This is a genomic window from Chitinophaga nivalis (assembly GCF_025989125.1).
In the GTDB taxonomy this organism is placed as follows: domain Bacteria; phylum Bacteroidota; class Bacteroidia; order Chitinophagales; family Chitinophagaceae; genus Chitinophaga; species Chitinophaga nivalis.
Map to the genome: position 1 here is coordinate 8,381,797 of NZ_JAPDNR010000001.1, position 20,139 is coordinate 8,401,935.

Below are 20,139 nucleotides of genomic sequence, written 5' to 3' on the forward strand. Positions count from 1 at the left end.
AAAGCACTGTATGAAATCCGTATATATCAGAATCATGCTGGCTGCCGGTTTATTAATAACCGCAGCAGGCTGTAATAAAAAAGAGGACCTGGATATCTCCAATCTGTTTCCGGAGAATACGCCCGCTCCCACTGCCATCGATAACTGGATTACTGCCAATTATACCAAACCTTACAACATCGAAGTGAAATATCGCTGGCAGCCTTTTGAAGCGCCTACCGATAAAACGCTCGTGCCTATACAGGAAGAAAAAGTAGTGCCCATTATGGACATTGTCAGCAAAACCTGGATAGCGCCCTATATCAAAATAGCCGGGCTGCCTTTCTTCCTGAAATACACGCCCAAACAATTCATACTGATCGGGAGTCCTAAATATAATAGCAACGGTACCATCGGCCTCGGAGAAGCAGAAGGGGGCAAAAGTATTCAGTTGCTGCAACTGAATCTCTATCATGCCAAAAATGAAGCATTCATCAAGCAGATGCTGCACACTATTCACCATGAATTTGCGCATATCCTGCACCAGAATATTTTGTATCCCCGGGAGTTTAAAAACATTACACCCGGTAGCTATACCAGCAACTGGAACCTGACTTCCCAGGCAGATGCGCTGGCAATGGGTTTTATCACCCCCTATTCCAGAGCCAGTTTCGATGAAGACTTCGTGGAAATTGCCTCTACTATGCTGACAGAAGGGAAAGCAGGATTTGAAAAAATTGTAAACAGTACACCCAATACCACCGGTCAGCAACTGATCCGGCAAAAAGCACAGATCGTCAGAAGCTATTTTATCAATACCTGGAAAATAGACTTCGACAAACTGCAAAGCACTACTGTAACTGCTATTGCAGAAGTTATCAAATAGGTATCCGTGTATTGACTCTAACTACAACGTATATATGAAAAATATGCTCATAGCTGGTTCGCTGTTATGCTTATTGGCAACAGCCTGCCGCAAACAGGATAATGATTCCATCTTCGGTCAGAAGCCGGAAGAAAGGATGAACAAACAACTCACCGCCTACCAACAACAGCTGACCGGCAATGCCAACGGCTGGAAGGCTTATATTTACCCTGCCGGTGGCGCCGGTTTCGGGTTCTTTTTCAAGTTTGCCGAAACCAACCGGGTAAATATGATCGGCGATCTTACTCCCACCTCCGGTGCTACCCTGGCGGAAAGCTCTTTCCGGCTGGCTGCCCTGCAACGGCCGTCGCTCCTCTTTGATACCTATAACTATCTGCATATGCTGGCTGATCCCGACCGAAATGTATATGGCGGCGCACCAGGCAGGGGATATGATTCAGATTTCGAATTTGGCTACGATTATACCAGCAACGATACCGTTTTCCTGACCGGCAATGCCAAAGGCAGTAAAATGTTCCTGGTAAGAGCTTCCGCACAGGAAGAAGCCAGCTATAAAGCCGGACAACTGAATACTATCCAGGAGCAACTGGATCAGTACACCAGCAGCCATGCAGTTATTTACCTGTCTAATGGCGATCAGAAAATACAGTTGTCTATCAACCCTTCCTACCGGGAATTTACCACGGTCTACATCAGCGACGGTGCCTTTAAAACGAAGCAATATACCTATGCGCATACCCTGCAGGGTATTATGCTGAATGAACCGGTTACGATTGGCGCCCATTCTTTCCGCGAACTGATCCTGGATCCAGCCAAAGATGTAATGTATTTCAAATCCGGCAATAACAATGTAGCACTTGAAACCAGCAACGACCAGGTGTTTCCGCTGCATATGCTGATGGGTGTAAGCTATCACCAGCTGACTACCGGCGACGCTACACAGGTAGCAGGTTCTGCTTCCTACAACGCCATGTGGCAGGCTGCCAAAGCATCCGTAGCTGCACTGCCCTATGCGCTTAAACTCAAACTCAATGGTTTGAATGTTGTTTTTGACACCAATGCAGAACAGTTACAAATGAACTTCCTGTTCTCTCAGACCACCAACAATTTTACCGCTACCTACACCTTCGACTATACGAAAGCATCCGATGGTACTTACCGTTTCGCCATGCAGGACGTACAAGGTCAGCTGGCCGGTATATTGTATAGTTCCGTTACGCCCATCCTGCAAAAGGTCGGCGCCGGCAAATTTAAACTGGGCTACTTCAAAGCGCCCGGCACCGGACAAATGGGACAGCTGATCAGCGTAGAAGATCCACTGTTCTTCATTGGCGGAGCACTTCAATAAATCTCTATCCACTGTAACTAAATCACATGAAAAAAACGGCTTTATATATCCTGATCTTTACGGCACTGTTGAGCGCATGCCGTAAAAGTGATAATACCGATTATCCGGTAGAAAAATCCTTCCCGGAAAACACCAAAACCCTGGAGGAATTTCGGCAGACTATGGCCGGTGCTCCCAATGGCTGGGAAGGTACCTTGCTGCCACAGGGCGGCCAGCAATACCTCCTCTTCTTTCAGCTGGATAACAGCAAAGGAGAAGTAACCCTGTATGCAGATGCCAATGCCAACAGCGCAGCGGTGCCCAGTAAGAGTGGTTATTCCATCAGCACCTCCCAGGTACTGAATCCCACCCTCACTTTCGCAGCCGGCTCCCGCCTGCAGGATATATTACTGGCAGGCAACAGAAGTGTCGACACCGCCTATTCCTTTCAATATATCAAAGGAGATACGGTTATACTGCAAGGCAACCGTTTCGGCGATGAATTGCGTCTCGTAAAAGCTACTGCGGAAGCTAAAACAGCCTATACTGCCGGAAAACTGGCGGAAAACCTGAAAGGGATCAATGGCTTTCTGAAACAAGGCGGCTTTTATGCTATCTATAACGGGCAGGACTCTACGCAGACAAGTATTGACACTACTAAAAAGAACTTCGCTTTTTATAATGTCAGCAGCTATAAGCTGAATAAAGCTGCCAGTACTTTTTCGTATAGCCTCAAAGGTATTTCCTTCCGTAAACCACTCACTGTGTACGGACAAGCGATCAGCGAAGCTTTTTGGGATGAAAGCAACAAAGGCATATATGTAAATATCGGAGCGGGAAAAGTATACCTCCAGCCTAAGAGATTCCCGGTAACCCCTTTATGTACCCTGCTGGGCGACGACTATGCACCGGTAATCTCTATGCCCAGCCCTGTGATACAAGGTGTACCCGGTTGGTCGACAGCCTTCTTCAATATGTGGGTAGTTTCACACAATTTGCTCCTGGATGAAGGGGTGTTACTGTCTAAAATTGATTTTGATTTTGCAGATGCTGTCAACACGATGACGCTCAACGTTTATTTCGATGAAAGTCCCTCCAGATATGTAGGTAAGTTCTATTACAACTATACCCTGTCGCCGGAAGGTTTTTACACATTCACCTTAAAAGCAGCACCAGCAGGAAATGCGGCATTTCTGGCCCCTCATGTGAAAAATTTCACAGACTGGGTAACCAAGAACCGCTTCAAGGTGGACTATTATTATAATCAATCAGCTAAATTAATACAGGGAAGACTCGTTAGCGTAGAACAACCAACTATTTTCTGTGTGGGTTACTTCGGAACGTTCTCCAAATAATAGTGATTATCCATTGGTAGTAGTTTTCATATCCGGGAGGAGCATTTGCTCCCCCGGATTTTTTATGGTCAGTAAGCCAGCAGTTCCCGGATGGCCGCTTCTACTTTATCGGCATTCGGCAACATGGTAGCTTCCAATGTCATGTTTAAAGGTACGGATGGCAGGTCCATAGCTCCCAGTGTATATACCGGTGCATCCAGCTGCCGGAAACAGTGTTGCTGAATACGGCCGGCAAGCGCCTGTGCAAAGGAGTTATTCAGCTGTTCTTCCGTAAGTACCAGACATTTGCCGTGGCGTTGCACGGTAGCATATACCAATGCCTCATCCAGCGGAAACAGCGTACGCAGGTCAATGATCTCTATATTTCCAGGGAATGCTTTGGCAGCAGCTTTGGCCCAGTATACGCCCATACCATAGGTAATAATACACATAGAGCGTCCTTCCTGTACATCTTTCGGATGCGCCGGTAATACCACATTACCCTTGCCCAGCGGCAATACGTAATCTGCTGCCGGTTCAATCATCATAGCCTCCAGTGTACCTGGTACTTTACTCCAGTACAGTCCTTTGTGTTCCAGCATCACCACAGGATTAGGATCCAGAAAAGCTGCTTTCAGCAAGCCTTTCATATCTGCCACATTGGATGGATACACCACTTTAATTCCTTTGACGCTCAGCAGCGTTGATTCTATACTGCCGGAATGATAAGGCCCGCCGCCGCCATAGGCGCCAATAGGCACGCGTATCAGCGTTTGTACCGGATACTTACCGTTACTTAAATAACAGGATTTGGAGATCTCTGTTACCAGCTGGTTAAAACCAGGATAGATATAATCGGCAAACTGTACTTCCACAATAGGTTTCACGCCTACTGCAGACAAACCTGCCGTAGCGCCAATGATATACGCCTCCTGGATAGCGGTGTTATATACCCGGTGATCACCAAATTTCTCGCCCAGGGTAGCGGCTTCACGGAATACGCCGCCCAGGCGACGACCTACATCCTGGCCATAAAAAATGGCTTCCGGATATTGTTGCATGATTTCTTCCACGGCATGCAATGCAGCGTCTACCATGACAGATTTGCTGCCGCCTTCCGGACAGCGGTTGCCCTTTTCTTCCGTCACGGGAGTAGGGGCAAAAACGTGTTGCTGTACGGTTTCCGGCAACGGATCGGGCGCAGCTACGGCATTGTCAAAGGCCATAGCAATATCTTTGGCGGCTTTATCGGCAATTTCTTTTAATACTTCTTCTTCGACGCCTTCCTCCCGCAACAAAGCGTGCAGTTTAGGCAAAGGATCCCGTTGGGCGTGTTCTGCCAGGTCTTCCGGTGTACGGTACCATTCTTTCCTTACGCCGGAAGTATGGTGTCCTAATAAAGGCACCTTGGCCTGTACCAGGATGGGCTTACGTTCTGTGCGTACATAGCTGATGGCTGTTTCCATGGCGGTATAGCTGGTGGAAAAGTCGCTGCCATCTATCCGCATACGTTTCAGCCCTTTAAAGCCGCCTGCATATTCATAGGCGTCCATGGCGCGTGCTTCGGCCGCCGTAACAGAAATCCCCCAGTCGTTGTCCTGTACCAGGTAAATGACCGGTAATTGTTTCAATACCGCAAACTGCAGGGCCTCACTCACCTCACCTTCCGTTACACTGCCATCTCCCAGCGAGCATACCACTACCGGCAATTCTCCGTCCGGGCCTGTTTTCAGCAGGCCGGATGATAGCTGTTCCAGGTATTGTACACCCTGTGCCATGCCAGTGGCGGGTATCACCTGCATACCGGTAGCACTGCTCTGGTGAGGAATCTGTGGTTTGTCTGCCCGTCTGCTGTTGGGATGGCTGTAATAAGACCGGCCACCGGAAAAAGGATCATCTGCTTTGGCGAGCAGTTGCAGCATCAGCTCATAGGGGGTGAAGCCCATGGCCAGTAACATGCTTTCATCGCGGTAATAGGGGCTTACAAAATCCCAGGGGTGCAGTTGCAGGCCGGTGGCAATCTGAATGGCCTCATGACCGCGGGAGGTGGAATGTACGTACTTACAAATGGGACGGTTGGCTTCGTAGGTAGCAGCCATAGCACCTGCCTGGCACATCAGGCGATATGCCGTCAGTAAAGTAGTGACTTCACGCATCATCCCGGCCTCATTGGGGGGTGGCGCTTTTAAAGTTGAAACGCTTGTACTATCTTTAAACACGTAAGACTGTTTTGGTGATGATGGTGGTTTATAAACAATAGTTGCCATAGCAACAGTTGCTAATGCAAATTAAATAATATGACTGATACTTTCGTCAGTAATCCATCTTTTTTTAAGCTGGATGCTACGCTCAAGAAACTGCGCAACTATTGGCAAAAAAGCTTTGATGCTCAACGCAAAGACATCACGGTAGATCAATGGCTGCTCATAGAGAATCTATACAAACACAAGAAAACTACCCATAACGAATTAGCCCGTAATACTTCGAAGGATATTACTACGATTTCCCGTATTATAGAATTGCTGGTGAAAAAGCAACTGGTTAAAAGAGAAGCAGATGTACAGGACCGGCGGAAAATATATTTGCAACTGACACCGGAAGGAGTGGAAAAGTATAAAGATGTAAAACCGCTGGTGCATGATATGCGTAAGATTGGCTGGAAAACACTGACCGAAGCGGATTACAAGGAGTTAACAAGAATACTGGATACGATATATAGTAATATACCGTAGTATTTTTAGCTGATAGCAGGTATTTCGCGGAAGATAACATCTGCTGCGAAATACCTGATACGGTTGATTATTTTACGGACAGTTCCAACAGGCTATCGTTTTCAATAAAGGCTTCAAAAGCATCTCCTATCTGGGTAGGTCCTACTCCTGCAGGCGTACCGGTAAAAATGAGGTCGCCGATGTTCAGGGTAAAGAAACGGGAGATATAAGCTACCAGGAAATCGAAAGAGAATAACAGATCTTTGGTATTACCTTGCTGCGCCAGTTCTTTATTTTTATACAGACAGAAGTTGATATCTTTTTTATCCATTTCCGGGGTAATCGGAATAAAGTTACCTACTACCGCAGAATTATCGAATGATTTGGAAATCTCCCAGGGTAGCCCTTTCGCTTTCAGTTTATCCTGCAGATCACGTGCGGTAAAGTCGATACCTACAGAGATATGATCATAGTATTTCTCTGCAAACTTTTCCTGTACATGTTTTCCATTCTTACTAACACGCAGTACCAGCTCACATTCATAATGCAGGTTGGTGGTAAACTCCGGATAATAAAACGGATGGCTGTTCAGCAATAAAGCATTTTTAGGCTTCATGAACAATACCGGTTCCGCTGGCACTTCATTCTGTAACTCCCTGGCATGATCGGCATAGTTTCTACCTACGCAAATAATTTTCATAATGCGTGTCGTTTTAAATGATAAATAAAACAGATAACTGTCATATTTACAAATTTACTTTACGGATGGGAAAGTAAGTTTATTATATTCATTCATGGTACGGGCAAGGCCAATGCTGGCGAAGCTTTCAATAATTTCGGTGCTTTTATCGATTTTCTCCTGTACCACCGGCATTTCTGTATTTTTCCATTTGCCCAATACAAATTCTACCTGTCTGCCTTTCGGATAGTTATTGCCGATCCCGAAGCGGAGCCGCGGATACTGATTGGTACCCAGCGATTCCTGGATGCTTTTAAGACCATTGTGGCCAGCATCGCTTCCACCGGGGCGCAAGCGGATTACATCCAGTGGCAAGGCCAGTTCATCTACAATTACCAGGAGGTTTTCTACCGGAATCTTTTCCTTGTCCAGCCAGTATTTAATGGCTTTCCCACTGAGGTTCATATAGGTAGTGGGTTTGATCACAATAAATACCTTTCCTTTCCACCGGCATTCTGCTACTTCTGCCAGCCGATCGTTGTTGAAAGTAACTTTATGTCTGGCGGCAAAAGCATCTGCCACATCAAATCCAATATTATGGCGGGTTTGCTGATATTCAGCACCTATGTTACCCAATCCGGCTATTAAATATTTCATGGTCTTCTTCTGATTCTGAGATGAAAAATCAGGCAGGCGTACCGGTGGAACAGGTAGCGCGCATATACGCCTTCCATGATCTTTGCCGATAAGTTTGTGTGCTCACCTGTTTCAAATGGCCGCTCAGGAACAGCCGCTTTTTCAAAAATAAAAAGCCTCCCTTTAAAAGAGAGGCTTTTTTGAAAAATATTTCTAAAAGATTATTTCTTTTTAGCGTCTTTTTCAGCAGTTGCTTCTTCCTGACGCAGCTGACGGGTCATTACTACTGAAGCGATAGGAATACGTGGAGAATTGGTGATTTCGATACCTTCTACTTTCACGTCTTCAACACGGATGTTTTCGTTCAGTTCCAGGTTATCGATATTAACTTCGATAGTTTCTACCAGGAATTTAGGTAATGCTTTTACTTTCAGTGCTTTCAGTTTGCTAACCAGTTTACCACCAGCTTTAACACCTACAGAAGAACCAACCAGTTTGATAGGCAGGGTAACTGCTACCAGTTTGTCTTCTACCAGTTCCATGAAGTCGATGTGAGACAGTTCGTCCGTCACTACATCAAACTGCAGGTCTTTCAATACGCATCTGTAAGATTTATCACCCAGTTTAACTTCTGCAATCTGGAAAGCTGCAGTGTAAACTAATGATTTGAATGCTTTGGCAGGAGCTGAAAAATTAACAGTTTCTGCACCCCCGTAAATAACGCAAGGCACTTGTTCCTCAGAACGGATCTGGCGGGTGGCTTTTTTGCCGAATTCGCTCCTGAGTTGTCCTTCGATGGTTATTGTGTTCATTGTTTAAACAATTTATATTGATTATAAAAATACTACGTTATCAATCTCCCCGGCGCTGACTGTGTATGAACAGGTTGGTGATAGACTTGTTCTCGTGCATGTTGCGGATTGCCACTGCAAAAAGTTCTGCTACCGTGATCACTTTGATCTTACTGCTTACACTGTCTGCTTTAAGCGGAATGGTATCACATACCACCATTTCTTCCAGTACGGAGTTTTCGATATTTTCATACGCTTTGCCGCTGAAAACGGGATGCGTACAAAATGCCCGAACGCTTCTCGCACCTTTCTCCTTTAACAGATTCGCTGCTTTGGACAATGTACCGGCAGTATCACAGATATCATCAATGAGTACTATGTTCCTGTCTGTTACATCACCAATCACTACCATGGAAGCTATTTCATTGGCGCGTTTACGATGTTTATCGCAAATCACCATGTCAGCATTGAAGTAAGACGCTACTTCACGTACCCGGTTAGTGCTACCCACGTCAGGGGACGCAAAGGTAAGATTTTCCAGCTTTAAATTCTCGATATAAGGGATAAAAATTGCAGAGCTATCCAGGTGATCCACCGGAATATCAAAGAATCCCTGAATCTGTGGTGCGTGTAAGTCCATCGTTATCACCCTGTTAGCTCCTGCTGAGGTCAGCAGATTTGCTACCAGTTTGGATCCGATAGCCACACGGGGCTTATCTTTCCTGTCTTGCCGGGCAAAGCCGAAGTAAGGGATCACGGCCGTGATGTAGCCTGCAGAAGCGCGCTTTGCAGCATCAATCATCAGCAACAGCTCCATCAGGTTATCTGAAGGTGCGTTGGTGCCCTGAATCAGGAAAACATAATCACCACGAATACTTTCCAGAAAAACGGGCTGAAATTCGCCGTCACTGAACTTCTGGATTTTTACTTTACCAAGGCCGCCATTGAGTCCTCTGCCATATTTACTGGCAATTTTCTCAGCTAATGCCGGATTACTGTTGCCTGTGAAAATTTTTACTGAAGGTTGCATACTAGATACTAGTGGAAAAGAGGTGCAAAACTATGATTTTTGGGTGTACCAGCCTGAATTTTTTTTCACACAAATTTCATATACACAATAATTATTAATCATAATAACATATATAACAATATTAAATGAAAGAGACAGCTGGCTAAAATTTTACATTGGGCCACCCGTTCTACGAGCTATTTTGCCTCCCGCGCAAGGCCGGAAAAATGTAGCCGGGGGGATAAGGGATCAGAAAGGGATTCGTATATTTGGTGAAATGAATGGATGTCATGTTTGTTAATGTTAACCCGGTTCCACACCTGGCCATGCACCAATGGCCCGAATCCGAACAACCAAGGGAAAAGCTTGTCAATAAAGGCCCGGACGCCTTAAACGACGCCGAATTGCTGGCCATACTGTTACATACCGGCCATAAAAGTAAGTCTGCCCTGGAACTGGCCCGCGAAATACTACGGCTGGCAGGCAACAACCTCTCCGAACTGGGCAAAATTAGCGTAAACCAGCTGCAGCAGCTACGCGGCATGGGCTATGCCAAGGCTGTTACTGTTATCGCAGCCATGGAGCTGGCCAGGAGAAGGCAAGCCGGTAATATTCACAAAAAAACCGTCATCCGCAACGGCGCCGATGCGGCCCTCTTTTTTAAACCGCTCCTCGCCGATCACAGGTACGAAACCTTTTACGTGATGTTTCTGAATCATGCCAATAAGGTACTGCATTACAGGTGTGTCAGCCATGGCGGGATGACCAGCACCGTGGTAGATCCCCGGCTTATTTTCCGGGAAGCGCTGGAAGTACACGCCACCCGGCTGGTATTATGCCACAACCACCCTTCCGGGAACCTGCGCCCCAGCCAGGCCGATATCCGCATTACCCACAAAATAAAAGAAGTAGGTCAGCTCTTTGATATGGAGATACTCGACCACATCATTGTTGCCGAAACCGGCTACTGCAGCCTCGCCGAAGAAGGTATGCTCTAACCGCAGCTTTGCCCGGTATCCTGCAGCAGCCGGACTGCAGCAGGATACCCGTACCCCTCCCCGAAAGAACTAGATTTCTAAATCATTAAATCTAATTACTTTCGCACATATTTATTAAGTTCCCATATGCTCAAAATAGGACTCTTCGGGGTAGGACATCTAGGTAAAATACACCTCTCTCAGCTGGTAACCATGAAAGACGTGGAAGTGGTTGGATTCTATGATCCCAGCAATGCCAATGCTGCCAGCATTATAGAACAATATAATATCCCCCGCTTTACCATGGCGGAAGAGCTGATACAACTCGTAGATGCGATTGATATTGTAGCGCCTACCACCCTGCACTTCAAACTGTGTGAGCTGGCTATCCGTAACGGCAAACATATTTTCGTGGAAAAACCCATGACCAATACCATGGATGAAGCCAAAACACTGGTGAAACTGGTGGATGAGGCCAATATCAAATTCCAGGTAGGACATGTGGAAAGATTCAATCCCGCTTTTCTGGCGCTGAAAGGATATGACCTCAAACCCATGTTTATCGAAGTACATCGCCTCGCTGAGTTTAACCCACGCGGTACCGATGTAAGCGTCATCCTGGATCTGATGATCCACGACATTGACATTGTGCTGAGTATTGTGAAGTCTACGGTGAGTCGTATTTCTGCCAGTGGTGTAGCCGTGATGAGCGACACGCCGGATATTGCCAACGTACGCATCGAATTCCATAATGGCTGCGTAGCCAACCTGACTTCCAGCCGTATCTCCCTGAAGAAAATGCGCAAAATGCGCCTGTTCCAGAAAGATGCCTATATCGGTATCGACTTCCTGGACAAAAAATCAGAGATCATCAAGCTGAAAACACCCGAAGATGAAGGCTTATTTACCCTGGATATTGAAACCAACAGCGGTAAAAAAACCATCGCGATCGATAATCCGGAAGTTAAACAGTCCAATGCTATCCGCATGGAACTGGAACTCTTCCGCGACGCCATCCTGCAAAACAAACCCGTAGCGGTAAATGCTATCGACGGTTTACAAGCCATGGATGTAGCGCACCAGATCCTGCAAAAAATCAACAAAGGCCTGTCTGAAACAGCTGCCGCCAAATAATTATATTTATCATACCAAACGCTGTAAGTCCGTTGGCTGCTGATCTTCCGGGATCAATGGTGACCTGCCGGACTTACAGCGTTTTTTTTATGGCGCATTCCGACTCCGTTCCGCCACAAAGCAATCCCCCCGGCGAATCACTTATCTTCATAACATACATAGCAATGCCATGGCTGCTGTAACAGCAACACGGCATTCACGGTAAATAATATATTATAGCTAATAATCTCCCGGCGTATAGCCGATAACGTAACGCCGTTTATCAGCGTATGCCAGATGGCTCTCCTGAACGGTCGGCCAGCAAAGCTGCCGCAATGGTCAGATCCAGCGGCCGGGTAATTTTAATGTTGGCTTCTTCTCCGGGAACCAGGTGTACGGTATGTCCCAGGTGTTCTACTACGGTAGCTTCGTCCGTAAACAGCGGGTTATAGGGCAGGTCAAAAGCCGGTAATATCAGGTCGGATAAAAAGGTTTGAGGCGTCTGAATAATTTTATAACGGTCCCGGTCTACAGCAGCATTCTTTTCTCCGGTGATTTCCCGGATACTGTCTTTCATATCAATCACCGGAATGGCGCTACCATACTGCAAAGCGGCTTCATAACAGGTATGGATCAACGTAGTGGATACCAGCGGGCGTACACCATCGTGAACAAATACCACTGTATCTACGGTCACCTGTTGTAATCCGTTGCGAACAGAGTGGAAACGGGTTTCGCCGCCCTTCACCAGGGTAATGGTTGGCAATGGGGTGAAGTCTGCCAGTAAGCCGCGAACCTCATTGAAATGCGCCTCCGGCACTACCAATACAACTTCCATATCTGTATAGGCATCGGCAAAGGCACGGATGGTATGATACAATACCGGCCGGCCAGCCAGGTCCATGAATTGTTTGGGAACGGCACTCTTCATCCGGGTACCAGACCCTCCTGCTACGATGATGGCTGTTTTTTTCCGCTGTTGCATGTAATAGGTTGTTGGTCAATTTCAACCGGCAGTATCCTGCCTCCCGGCCTGGATTAAATATATACTGCAAGAGTGCCGGTACAAGGCACCCGGCAGCAGCCGGATTAAACAAAAAATCCCCTGCCGGCGGCAGAGGATTTCTCTGAATTCAATTATGCTTAAACAATCAGCATAGCATCGCCATAGCTGAAGAAACGATATTTCTCTTTGATGGCCTGCTGATAGGCTTCCATGATCAGATCGTATCCTGCAAAAGCGCAGGTCATGATCAGGAGGCTGGTTTTAGGCAGGTGGAAGTTTGTTACCAACGCATTGGGAATAGCAAAATCGTAAGGTGGGTGGATGAAGGTGTTTGTCCATCCTTCCGCAGCCTTCAGGTGATTCTGCGCTGTTACGGAAGATTCTACCGCACGTACGGAGGTAGTACCAATCGCACAGATTTTACGGTTTTCTTCTTTCGCTTTGTTAACTGTTTTAACAGCGTGTTCCTCAATGTGGAAGTATTCTGCATCCATTTTGTGTTTGCTCAGGTCTTCCACTTCAATCGGACGGAAAGTACCTAAACCAGTGTGCAGCGTTACTTCTGCAAACTTAACACCTTTAATTTCCAGACGTTTGATCAGCTCGCGGCTGAAGTGCAAACCGGCTGTAGGAGCAGCCACGGCGCCTTCGTATTTCGCATATACGGTCTGATAACGCTCTTTATCTTCATCTTCCGGTTTACGCTTAATATATTTAGGCAGTGGAGTTTCGCCCAGGGTATCCAATACCTGTTTGAACTCATCATCATTGCCTTCAAATAAGAAACGGATGGTACGGCCTCTTGAAGTGGTGTTATCAATTACTTCTGCTACCAGGGATTCATCATCACCAAAGTACAGTTTGTTCCCTACACGAATTTTACGGGCCGGATCTACAATTACATCCCAGAGACGGTTTTGTTTGTTCAGCTCACGCAGCAGGAAAACTTCAATTTTTGCGCCTGTCTTTTCTTTACGGCCATACAACCTTGCAGGAAATACCTTCGTATTGTTCACAATCATTACATCCTTGTCGTTGAAATAGCCAAGGATATCTTTGAATACTTTGTGCTCAATTTTTCCGGTATTACGATGTACCACCATTAAACGTGATTCATCTCTTGTCTTGGAAGGGTGCTGCGCGATCAGATTTAAAGGAAGATCGAATTTGAACTGTGATAGTTTCATATTACGGTATGAATAAAAATTTTAGAGGGTGCAAAGGTATTGATTATTATCTATTTTATCAAAAAATGATAAAAACCAATAAAAACCAGTTAATTATACATTAAATCCCTTTCGGGATGGCCGCTATCAGTTGTTGGGTATACGCCTGCTGTGGATGATGATACACGGCATCGGCCTCTCCCGTTTCTACGATCTTTCCCTGCCGCATCACCATCATCCGGTCGCTGATAAAACGTACCACCGACAGGTCGTGAGAAATAAAAATGCAGGTAAAACCCAATGCCTTTCGCAGATCAATCAGCAGGTTCAGTACCTGAGCCTGGATGCTGACATCCAATGCCGCTACCGATTCGTCGCATATAATAAAGGAAGGCGCTACCGCCAGTGCCCGTGCAATCACCACCCGCTGCCGTTGTCCGCCGGAAAACTCATGCGGATACCGGTTATAATGTTCCGGTCGTAGCTGCACCATTTCCAGCAAGGCCATCACCCGCTCCTGTTGCGCCCGTTCATTGCCGTACAAGCCGTGTACCTGCATCGGTTCCAGAATGGCGCTTCCGACAGACTGCCGGGGATTCAGCGATGCATAAGGGTCCTGAAAGATCAGCTGCATATCCTTTCGCAAAACACGCATTCCTTTTTCTGACAGGCTACGCAAATCCTGTCCTTTATAAACAATACTTCCGCCGGTTGGTTCTATGAGTCGTAATAAAGAACGTCCCAACGTGGTTTTGCCACAACCCGACTCTCCTACCAGTCCCAATGTTTCGCCGGTGCGTACGGTAAAACTCACGTCATCTACGGCTTTGGCCCATTTCAATACTTTACCGGTGATACTTCTTTTTACCGGAAACCAGGTACACAAGCCGTTTACTTCCAGTAAAGGCGGCGCGGCGGCCAGCAACTGTGTCCGTTGCTGTATGTCGGCATCGCTCACTACCAACGATGCAACCAATGTCTTTATTGTACCTGCTTTTTCGTGTATTTGTCCACGTGAGTCTGTTTCCATGAAGTCGGCGGTAACCGGCAACCTGGTCAAACGCTGGTCCAGCGGGGGCCGGCAGGCCAGCAGCCCTTTCGTATAGGGGTGTTGCGGATGACGGAATACCTGCTCTACGGTGCCTTCTTCTACTATATTTCCTTTATACATCACCACGACGCGGTGTGCCAATGCGGCCACCACGCCCAGATCGTGCGTGATAAACAATACACTCATGTCCAGCTGTTGCTGTAGCTCGCGTAATAATTCCAGGATGGCTTGCTGTACAGTAACATCCAACGCCGTGGTAGGCTCATCGGCTATCAGCAGTTTGGGATGGCAGGAAATAGCCATGGCAATCATGACGCGTTGTTTCTGTCCGCCGGATAATTCATGTGGGTAACGCTCCATGATAGCGGCGGGATCTGGTAATTTCACCTTTTCAAATAAGGCGATGGCGCGTTGCCGTGCCGCCTGGGCGGTCATCGGCGTATGCAGGCGGATAGCTTCTGTTACCTGGTCGCCGCAGGTATGCAGGGGGTTCAGGGAAGTCATGGGCTCCTGAAAAATCATGGCCACTTCATTACCCCGGTAATGGCGCACCTTTTCATCGGATAGCTGCAGCAGGTCTATAGTATCTGCAGCCATGCGATAAAGGATGCTGCCATGGGATATTTTTCCCGGTGGTTGTATGAGGCGCATGAGCGAGAGAGCGGTAACGGACTTACCCGAACCGGATTCTCCCACTACGCCAACTATTTCTCCCTTTCCGATCGTCAGGGAAATATGATTAACCGCTGTGATGGTGTTGTTGCCTGCCGGAAAAGTAACGGCCAGGTCTTGTATCTCTACCCGCGTGGAATGCATACCGGAAGATACAACAATTCTAAAAACGCAGGTGCTTTACGGTCTGATGGCTTTCAATCAGTTTCTGTAAGGAATCGATACCTACTTTAAGGTGTCTTTCCACAAATTTGGTGGTCACTTTTTTGTCGCTTTCTTCTGTTTTCACGCCTTCCGGTACCATCGGCTGATCAGATACGAGTAACAGGGCGCCGGTCGGGATTTTGTTATAGAAACCTACCGAAAAGATAGTGGCAGTTTCCATATCCACGGCCATGGCACGGATTTTCTCGAGGTACTGTTTGAATTCAGCATCATGTTCCCATACCCGGCGGTTGGTGGTATAGCAGGTACCTGTCCAGTAGTCATATCCGGAATCGCGGATGGTGGTAGAAATCGCCTTTTGCAGGGCAAATGCAGGCAGGGCAGGTACTTCCGGCGGGAAATAATCGGTGCTGGTACCTTCACCGCGTATAGCCGCAATCGGTAGAATCAGGTCACCAATGTTGTTTTTCTTCTTTAATCCGCCACATTTACCCAGGAACAATACCGCTTTGGGGGAGATGGCCGATAACAGGTCCATTACAGTAGCGGCGCCGGGACTTCCCATACCAAAATTGATGATGGTGATATCGCCTGCGGTAGCGCATTGCATGGGTTTACCTTCGCCAATGATTTTCACATTGTTCCATTCGGCAAACATCGTCAGGTAGTTACTGAAATTGGTGAGCAGGATGTGGGAACCAAAATTTTCCAACTTTTCACCAGTGTAGCGGGGCAGCCAATTAGCTACAATTTCTTCTTTTGTCTTCATAGCCTTTTGACACGCAAATATAAGGTTTTGTTCCCTAACCGGCAATATTATCATGATCACCTATACAGGAATCCTATCTTCGCGGGAAATACAGGAACCGTACTTTTGCAGTTACCTTTTATATTAAATCCGTTTTACTTTGATCCTGATCAATTTCCCGGCACCCGACTTCAAGATTGTGAGAGAAGGCGATAAAGAGCTGATTTTTGACCGTTACCGTAAAAAATATGTCACCCTCACCCCGGAGGAATGGGTGCGGCAGAATTTCCTGCACTACCTGGTAAAAACCCTGGCGTATCCGGCGGCCCTGATCGGGATAGAGAAGGAAATCTTCCTGGGGGAGCTGAAAAAACGGTTCGACATCGTCATATATAACCGCCAGATGCAGCCCTGGATGCTGGTGGAATGCAAGGAAATGAACGTTCCGCTGACGGAGCAAACGATGCAGCAGGTGATCCGGTACAATATGGTGATTCCGGCCACCTATCTGGTGGTGACCAACGGGGTGCATACCTTTTGTGGCAGCTATGCTGCCAAAGAACAACAGTGGCGTTTTTTAACACAATTACCGGCTTTCGGCCAATAGTATACGACCGGCTTTACATAACAACGCCCTGTATAACTTATACAGGGCGTTGTTATTATAATAAAGTAACGAATTATCAAGGGAAAATACCCAGTTGCTCGTAAGCAGCACCCACTTTGTTGATAGCGCATACATAAGCTGCAGTACGCATATCGTGAATCTGTGGGTTAGCGATCATTACATCACGTACTTCATGCAGGGCAGTGTGCATGGTTTCTTCCAGACCGGAATATACCAGATCCACTTCATCCGCACCGTGACCAATGAATTTTCTTTCTTTATCGGATACTTTTTTACCGGTCAGGTCTTCGATGGTTTGCAGGATATGAATGTTCATATTCTCATCAAAACGTTTGCCCAGACGACCATAGCGTACGTGGCTCAGGTTTTTCAGCCATTCGAAGTAGGACACGGTAACACCACCTGCGTTCAGGAACATATCCGGTACTACGATCACACCTTTTTTGTTCAGGATTTCATCTGCTTCAGGCGTTAACGGACCGTTAGCGGCTTCACCGATGATTTTAGCCTTTACATTAGGCGCGTTGTGTTTATCGATTACGTTTTCCAGTGCGGCAGGGATCAGGATTTCGCAATCCAGTTCCAGACCATCTGTATTTTTGTTGAGGTTGGAAGCACCCGGGAAGTTGATGATAGAGCCGGTAGCTTTTTTGTGTTGCAGTACTTCGTCAGGATTCAGACCCTGTTCGTTGAAGATAGCACCATCCCACTCGATCAGGCAGATAACTTTTGCACCAGCTTCGTGGAAGTATTTCGCAGCGTGGTAACCTACGTTACCCATACCCTGTACAATTACTCTTTTACCTTCGATACCGGTAGTCAGGCCTAAGCGGTCCATGTCTTCCTTGATGTTGCACAGTTCGCGCAGACCGTAGAATACACCCAGACCAGTAGCTTCGGTACGACCACGTACACCGCCCTGAGAAACAGGTTTACCGGTAACGCAACCGTAACCATCAATTTCACCCGGACGTAAGCTCATATAGGTATCCAGGATCCAGCTCATTTCTCTTTCGCCGGTTCCGTAGTCAGGAGCAGGAACGTCGGTACCAGGTCCGATGAAGTTTTTCTTTACCAGCTCCGCTGTGTAACGGCGGGTGATAGCTTCCAGCTGGAAGGGAGTATAGTTGCGGGGATTAATTTTCAGACCACCTTTCGCACCACCGAAAGGTACGTTTACGATAGCACATTTATAAGTCATCAGGGACGCCAGCGCCATTACCTCATCCTGGTTTACTTCATCGCTGAAACGGATACCACCTTTACAAGGCAGTTTGTGATGAGAGTGTTGTACACGGTATGCCTCAATTACCTGAACGGTATCGCCGATTCTAACCGGAAATTTAATCTGATAAACGGCGTTGCAGGCTTTGATCTGCTCCAGGATACCTTTGTCCCATTTGGTGAACGCAGCTGCTTTGTCGAAACTTCTTTCCACACTTTGGAAAAAGCTATAATGCTGATCTTGCGACATAATTTATTGTTTTGGTATAACGATTAGATTACTTGTCTACAGATTGTTTTTTTCTCTTTTCTCCAGTTTACTGATCTTTCTGTCCAGGTTAATAAGAAACAACACAATACCCAAAAAGATGATCACTAAAACGCCTACTATCACATAAATTTTACCGTTGCTGCGGAAAAACTGGTTGACAGCTCCGGATTCGGTGTCTTGCTGTTGTGCATTTGCCAGTACTGATATAAGCAACAGTGCCCATGTCAGGCAAAATGAAAACGCTTTGTTAATCATTTAAAAATATTTTTAAGCTCTAATTTCTTGTAGCGTACTACGAGCGAGTAAATCCACACACTTAATAAAGTCCATCCGATAAAGGCCGGATACAGTACCATTTTCATGCCGCCATCCGTATCTTTTGAAGCAAAGCCGGGTGTGCTGGCACTCCCCGGGTGCAAAGAATCGACCATTCGGGGGATAATATAGGTCAGTGGAATGAGTAATGCAAATGCAAAAATGTTAAAAACTGCGGATATCCGTGCCCGTTTGTCGATATCATGAATCGATAAACGTAATACCAGGTAGGCCATATAGATGAGGATGGCAATCGCCGTACACATCTGTTTGGGATCATCCGTCAGGGTACCTCCCCAGGTGTAGGTAGCCCACAGGGTACCTGTTGCAAATCCCAATATCCCGAAGAAAGTACCGATGCCTGCCGCGCTGGAAGCATATACGTCTCTTTTCAGGTCATATTTGGTAAGGTAAAGAAGGGAGTTGGTGACGGACACAGCAAACATGGTATACATACATATCCACATCGGCACATGAAAAAACAATCCGCGTGAAGATTGTCCGTTGGTTCCTATGATTGGTATCTTAACTGTGAACCCGGCGATAATTACGTATAAAACAAGCAGTATCGCTAATGCTTTCCACCAATGTCTGGCCATTTTTTAACAGCTATATTCGGGGGCAAACCTACACGTTTTAGCGCTAATCACAAAGATTTTCAGGGATTTTAAGTTTATCCAACAGCAGTAAAACCCCGTTAAATATCCTTTACAGAAGTGAGCATTTTATTTGATATTTCTAATTTAGTCTTTCCAGAGGAAGGGGAAAAGAATCATGGTAAGCGCTATTATCAGTACATCCATCCCTCCCAGCAGCAGGAACATTTTAGGCAGGTCTGGCTGAAATACGGTCACAAAAGCCGACAGGGAAATATTGGCCAGCAACATCAGTACCGGCATAATCAGGGGGAATCCCATTACCGCCATCAGGGCGGCATTATGATTGGCCTGGGCCGCAATAGCCGCCAGCATGGTGAATAACAACGATAAACTGATACCTCCCAGCAATACCATCCCGATAAAATACCAGGGGTTGATGATGGGGTTGCCCAGGAAAATAAGGCTGCATCCCAGCGAGATGAGGCTCATCAGCACCATCAGGATAACATTGTAAATCAGTTTGGCCGCTATAAAACAACGGGGATGTACCAGGGAATAGAAATATAGTAACCGGCCCCGGCTTTCCTGCATAAAACTTTTGGCAATGGCGTTCACCGATACAAACAGCTGTATCACCCAGAAAAGGGCATTCCAGATTTTATCGTCCGGCCGGCCCATCATCAGATTAATAACAAACACGGTAGATACAATGTAAAGCAATACCCCATAAAACGCATACTGCTGGCGCAATTCCAGCAACAGGTCCTTTTTCACGAGGGTCAATGTCTGATGTATGGGACGATTTTTTTTCATGGTCAGGCGCAAAGATAGGTAAAAGCAATCAGCCTTACT

The 20,139-nt window shown here is 46.6% G+C and carries 20 protein-coding genes; 7 read left to right on the forward strand and 13 right to left on the reverse strand.

What is annotated here, in order from left to right; genetic code table 11:
• The first annotated feature begins 10 nt into the window (after nucleotides 1-10).
• Genes OL444_RS30990 through OL444_RS31000 form a run of 3 tightly spaced genes read left to right on the forward strand, consistent with a single transcriptional unit; the run spans nucleotide 11 to nucleotide 3,547 of the window.
• Nucleotides 11-865, forward strand: coding sequence for a zinc-binding metallopeptidase (locus tag OL444_RS30990; RefSeq protein ID WP_264726773.1), 855 nt, complete (start codon nucleotides 11-13; stop codon nucleotides 863-865).
• Nucleotides 866-899: 34 nt separating this feature from the next.
• On the forward strand, nucleotides 900-2,213 hold the full coding sequence (locus OL444_RS30995) for a DUF4302 domain-containing protein (protein WP_264726771.1): 1,314 nt from the start codon (nucleotides 900-902) through the stop codon (nucleotides 2,211-2,213).
• A gap of 26 nt (nucleotides 2,214-2,239) precedes the next feature.
• A complete protein-coding gene (locus OL444_RS31000) occupies nucleotides 2,240-3,547 on the forward strand; it encodes a DUF4302 domain-containing protein (RefSeq protein ID WP_264726769.1) in 1,308 nt (435 codons plus the stop codon).
• Nucleotides 3,548-3,615: 68 nt separating this feature from the next.
• Here the strand turns inward: OL444_RS31000 and OL444_RS31005 are convergent, their stop codons facing one another.
• Complete coding sequence (locus OL444_RS31005; protein ID WP_264726767.1) at nucleotides 3,616-5,685, reverse strand: alpha-ketoacid dehydrogenase subunit alpha/beta; 2,070 nt, start codon at nucleotides 5,683-5,685, stop codon at nucleotides 3,616-3,618.
• A gap of 138 nt (nucleotides 5,686-5,823) precedes the next feature.
• On the opposite strand from OL444_RS31005, the gene OL444_RS31010 reads away from it, so the two are divergent.
• On the forward strand, nucleotides 5,824-6,258 hold the full coding sequence (locus OL444_RS31010; RefSeq protein WP_264726765.1) for a MarR family winged helix-turn-helix transcriptional regulator: 435 nt from the start codon (nucleotides 5,824-5,826) through the stop codon (nucleotides 6,256-6,258).
• Between the two features lie 67 nt (nucleotides 6,259-6,325).
• Here OL444_RS31010 and OL444_RS31015 read toward each other — a convergent pair whose 3' ends face one another.
• From OL444_RS31015 to OL444_RS31030, 4 genes are all read right to left on the reverse strand, one after another.
• The gene (locus OL444_RS31015) at nucleotides 6,326-6,937 is read right to left on the reverse strand and encodes a fumarylacetoacetate hydrolase family protein (protein WP_264726763.1); all 612 of its coding nucleotides are present in this window, start codon (nucleotides 6,935-6,937) and stop codon (nucleotides 6,326-6,328) included.
• 54 nt (nucleotides 6,938-6,991) lie between these two features.
• On the reverse strand, nucleotides 6,992-7,573 hold the full coding sequence (gene pth / locus OL444_RS31020) for an aminoacyl-tRNA hydrolase (RefSeq protein WP_264726760.1): 582 nt from the start codon (nucleotides 7,571-7,573) through the stop codon (nucleotides 6,992-6,994).
• Nucleotides 7,574-7,773: 200 nt separating this feature from the next.
• Nucleotides 7,774-8,364 carry a 50S ribosomal protein L25 gene (locus OL444_RS31025; protein ID WP_264726758.1) on the reverse strand — a complete coding sequence of 197 codons (591 nt, stop codon included), beginning with the start codon at nucleotides 8,362-8,364 and terminating at the stop codon, nucleotides 7,774-7,776.
• A gap of 40 nt (nucleotides 8,365-8,404) precedes the next feature.
• On the reverse strand, nucleotides 8,405-9,373 hold the full coding sequence (locus tag OL444_RS31030) for a ribose-phosphate pyrophosphokinase (protein ID WP_264726755.1): 969 nt from the start codon (nucleotides 9,371-9,373) through the stop codon (nucleotides 8,405-8,407).
• Nucleotides 9,374-9,642: 269 nt separating this feature from the next.
• Here OL444_RS31030 and radC point away from each other — a divergent pair, with 269 nt between their 5' ends.
• Nucleotides 9,643-10,350: a RadC family protein gene (gene radC, locus OL444_RS31035; RefSeq protein ID WP_264726753.1), complete on the forward strand. Its 708-nt coding sequence runs from the start codon at nucleotides 9,643-9,645 to the stop codon at nucleotides 10,348-10,350.
• Nucleotides 10,351-10,476: 126 nt separating this feature from the next.
• Nucleotides 10,477-11,463: a Gfo/Idh/MocA family protein gene (locus tag OL444_RS31040; protein ID WP_264726751.1), complete on the forward strand. Its 987-nt coding sequence runs from the start codon at nucleotides 10,477-10,479 to the stop codon at nucleotides 11,461-11,463.
• Between the two features lie 262 nt (nucleotides 11,464-11,725).
• On the opposite strand, the gene OL444_RS31045 is transcribed toward OL444_RS31040, so the two are convergent.
• The 4 genes from OL444_RS31045 to OL444_RS31060 all read right to left on the reverse strand — a co-directional run bounded on the left by OL444_RS31045 (nucleotide 11,726) and on the right by OL444_RS31060 (nucleotide 16,271).
• Nucleotides 11,726-12,427, reverse strand: coding sequence for a 2-C-methyl-D-erythritol 4-phosphate cytidylyltransferase (locus OL444_RS31045; RefSeq protein ID WP_264726749.1), 702 nt, complete (start codon nucleotides 12,425-12,427; stop codon nucleotides 11,726-11,728).
• 158 nt (nucleotides 12,428-12,585) lie between these two features.
• On the reverse strand, nucleotides 12,586-13,635 hold the full coding sequence (gene queA / locus OL444_RS31050) for a tRNA preQ1(34) S-adenosylmethionine ribosyltransferase-isomerase QueA (RefSeq protein WP_264726747.1): 1,050 nt from the start codon (nucleotides 13,633-13,635) through the stop codon (nucleotides 12,586-12,588).
• 100 nt (nucleotides 13,636-13,735) lie between these two features.
• Complete coding sequence (locus OL444_RS31055; protein ID WP_264726745.1) at nucleotides 13,736-15,481, reverse strand: ABC transporter ATP-binding protein; 1,746 nt, start codon at nucleotides 15,479-15,481, stop codon at nucleotides 13,736-13,738.
• 19 nt (nucleotides 15,482-15,500) lie between these two features.
• Entirely contained in the window at nucleotides 15,501-16,271 is a 771-nt protein-coding gene (locus OL444_RS31060; RefSeq protein ID WP_264726743.1) for an AMP nucleosidase, read from the reverse strand.
• A gap of 139 nt (nucleotides 16,272-16,410) precedes the next feature.
• Here OL444_RS31060 and OL444_RS31065 point away from each other — a divergent pair, with 139 nt between their 5' ends.
• Nucleotides 16,411-16,857, forward strand: coding sequence for a type I restriction enzyme HsdR N-terminal domain-containing protein (locus OL444_RS31065; protein ID WP_264726741.1), 447 nt, complete (start codon nucleotides 16,411-16,413; stop codon nucleotides 16,855-16,857).
• Nucleotides 16,858-16,933: 76 nt separating this feature from the next.
• Here the strand turns inward: OL444_RS31065 and OL444_RS31070 are convergent, their stop codons facing one another.
• The 4 genes from OL444_RS31070 to OL444_RS31085 all read right to left on the reverse strand — a co-directional run bounded on the left by OL444_RS31070 (nucleotide 16,934) and on the right by OL444_RS31085 (nucleotide 20,100).
• A complete protein-coding gene (locus tag OL444_RS31070) occupies nucleotides 16,934-18,352 on the reverse strand; it encodes a Glu/Leu/Phe/Val family dehydrogenase (RefSeq protein WP_264726739.1) in 1,419 nt (472 codons plus the stop codon).
• Between the two features lie 36 nt (nucleotides 18,353-18,388).
• Nucleotides 18,389-18,628, reverse strand: a complete 240-nt coding sequence (locus OL444_RS31075; RefSeq protein ID WP_264726737.1) for a CcmD family protein — start codon at nucleotides 18,626-18,628, stop codon at nucleotides 18,389-18,391.
• Nucleotides 18,625-19,287 (reverse strand): cytochrome c biogenesis protein CcsA, encoded by a 663-nt coding sequence (gene ccsA, locus OL444_RS31080; protein ID WP_264726735.1) that lies wholly within the window; start codon nucleotides 19,285-19,287, stop codon nucleotides 18,625-18,627. The genes OL444_RS31075 and ccsA overlap by 4 nt, the downstream gene beginning before the upstream one ends.
• A gap of 144 nt (nucleotides 19,288-19,431) precedes the next feature.
• On the reverse strand, nucleotides 19,432-20,100 hold the full coding sequence (locus OL444_RS31085) for a heme exporter protein CcmB (RefSeq protein WP_264726732.1): 669 nt from the start codon (nucleotides 20,098-20,100) through the stop codon (nucleotides 19,432-19,434).
• Nucleotides 20,101-20,139 lie beyond the last annotated feature (39 nt).

What these genes read in the sequence shown, in the direction of transcription:
- OL444_RS30990 (WP_264726773.1), top strand. Translation starts at nt 11, where the DNA reads ATGAAATCCGTATATATCAGAATCATGCTGGCTGCCGGTTTATTAATA.
- OL444_RS30995 (WP_264726771.1), top strand. Translation starts at nt 900, where the DNA reads ATGAAAAATATGCTCATAGCTGGTTCGCTGTTATGCTTATTGGCAACA.
- OL444_RS31000 (WP_264726769.1), top strand. Translation starts at nt 2,240, where the DNA reads ATGAAAAAAACGGCTTTATATATCCTGATCTTTACGGCACTGTTGAGC.
- OL444_RS31005 (WP_264726767.1), bottom strand. Translation starts at nt 5,685, where the DNA reads ATGATGCGTGAAGTCACTACTTTACTGACGGCATATCGCCTGATGTGC.
- OL444_RS31010 (WP_264726765.1), top strand. Translation starts at nt 5,824, where the DNA reads ATGACTGATACTTTCGTCAGTAATCCATCTTTTTTTAAGCTGGATGCT.
- OL444_RS31015 (WP_264726763.1), bottom strand. Translation starts at nt 6,937, where the DNA reads ATGAAAATTATTTGCGTAGGTAGAAACTATGCCGATCATGCCAGGGAG.
- pth (WP_264726760.1), bottom strand. Translation starts at nt 7,573, where the DNA reads ATGAAATATTTAATAGCCGGATTGGGTAACATAGGTGCTGAATATCAG.
- OL444_RS31025 (WP_264726758.1), bottom strand. Translation starts at nt 8,364, where the DNA reads ATGAACACAATAACCATCGAAGGACAACTCAGGAGCGAATTCGGCAAA.
- OL444_RS31030 (WP_264726755.1), bottom strand. Translation starts at nt 9,373, where the DNA reads ATGCAACCTTCAGTAAAAATTTTCACAGGCAACAGTAATCCGGCATTA.
- radC (WP_264726753.1), top strand. Translation starts at nt 9,643, where the DNA reads ATGTTTGTTAATGTTAACCCGGTTCCACACCTGGCCATGCACCAATGG.
- OL444_RS31040 (WP_264726751.1), top strand. Translation starts at nt 10,477, where the DNA reads ATGCTCAAAATAGGACTCTTCGGGGTAGGACATCTAGGTAAAATACAC.
- OL444_RS31045 (WP_264726749.1), bottom strand. Translation starts at nt 12,427, where the DNA reads ATGCAACAGCGGAAAAAAACAGCCATCATCGTAGCAGGAGGGTCTGGT.
- queA (WP_264726747.1), bottom strand. Translation starts at nt 13,635, where the DNA reads ATGAAACTATCACAGTTCAAATTCGATCTTCCTTTAAATCTGATCGCG.
- OL444_RS31055 (WP_264726745.1), bottom strand. Translation starts at nt 15,481, where the DNA reads ATGCATTCCACGCGGGTAGAGATACAAGACCTGGCCGTTACTTTTCCG.
- OL444_RS31060 (WP_264726743.1), bottom strand. Translation starts at nt 16,271, where the DNA reads ATGAAGACAAAAGAAGAAATTGTAGCTAATTGGCTGCCCCGCTACACT.
- OL444_RS31070 (WP_264726739.1), bottom strand. Translation starts at nt 18,352, where the DNA reads ATGTCGCAAGATCAGCATTATAGCTTTTTCCAAAGTGTGGAAAGAAGT.
- OL444_RS31075 (WP_264726737.1), bottom strand. Translation starts at nt 18,628, where the DNA reads ATGATTAACAAAGCGTTTTCATTTTGCCTGACATGGGCACTGTTGCTT.
- ccsA (WP_264726735.1), bottom strand. Translation starts at nt 19,287, where the DNA reads ATGGCCAGACATTGGTGGAAAGCATTAGCGATACTGCTTGTTTTATAC.
- OL444_RS31085 (WP_264726732.1), bottom strand. Translation starts at nt 20,100, where the DNA reads ATGAAAAAAAATCGTCCCATACATCAGACATTGACCCTCGTGAAAAAG.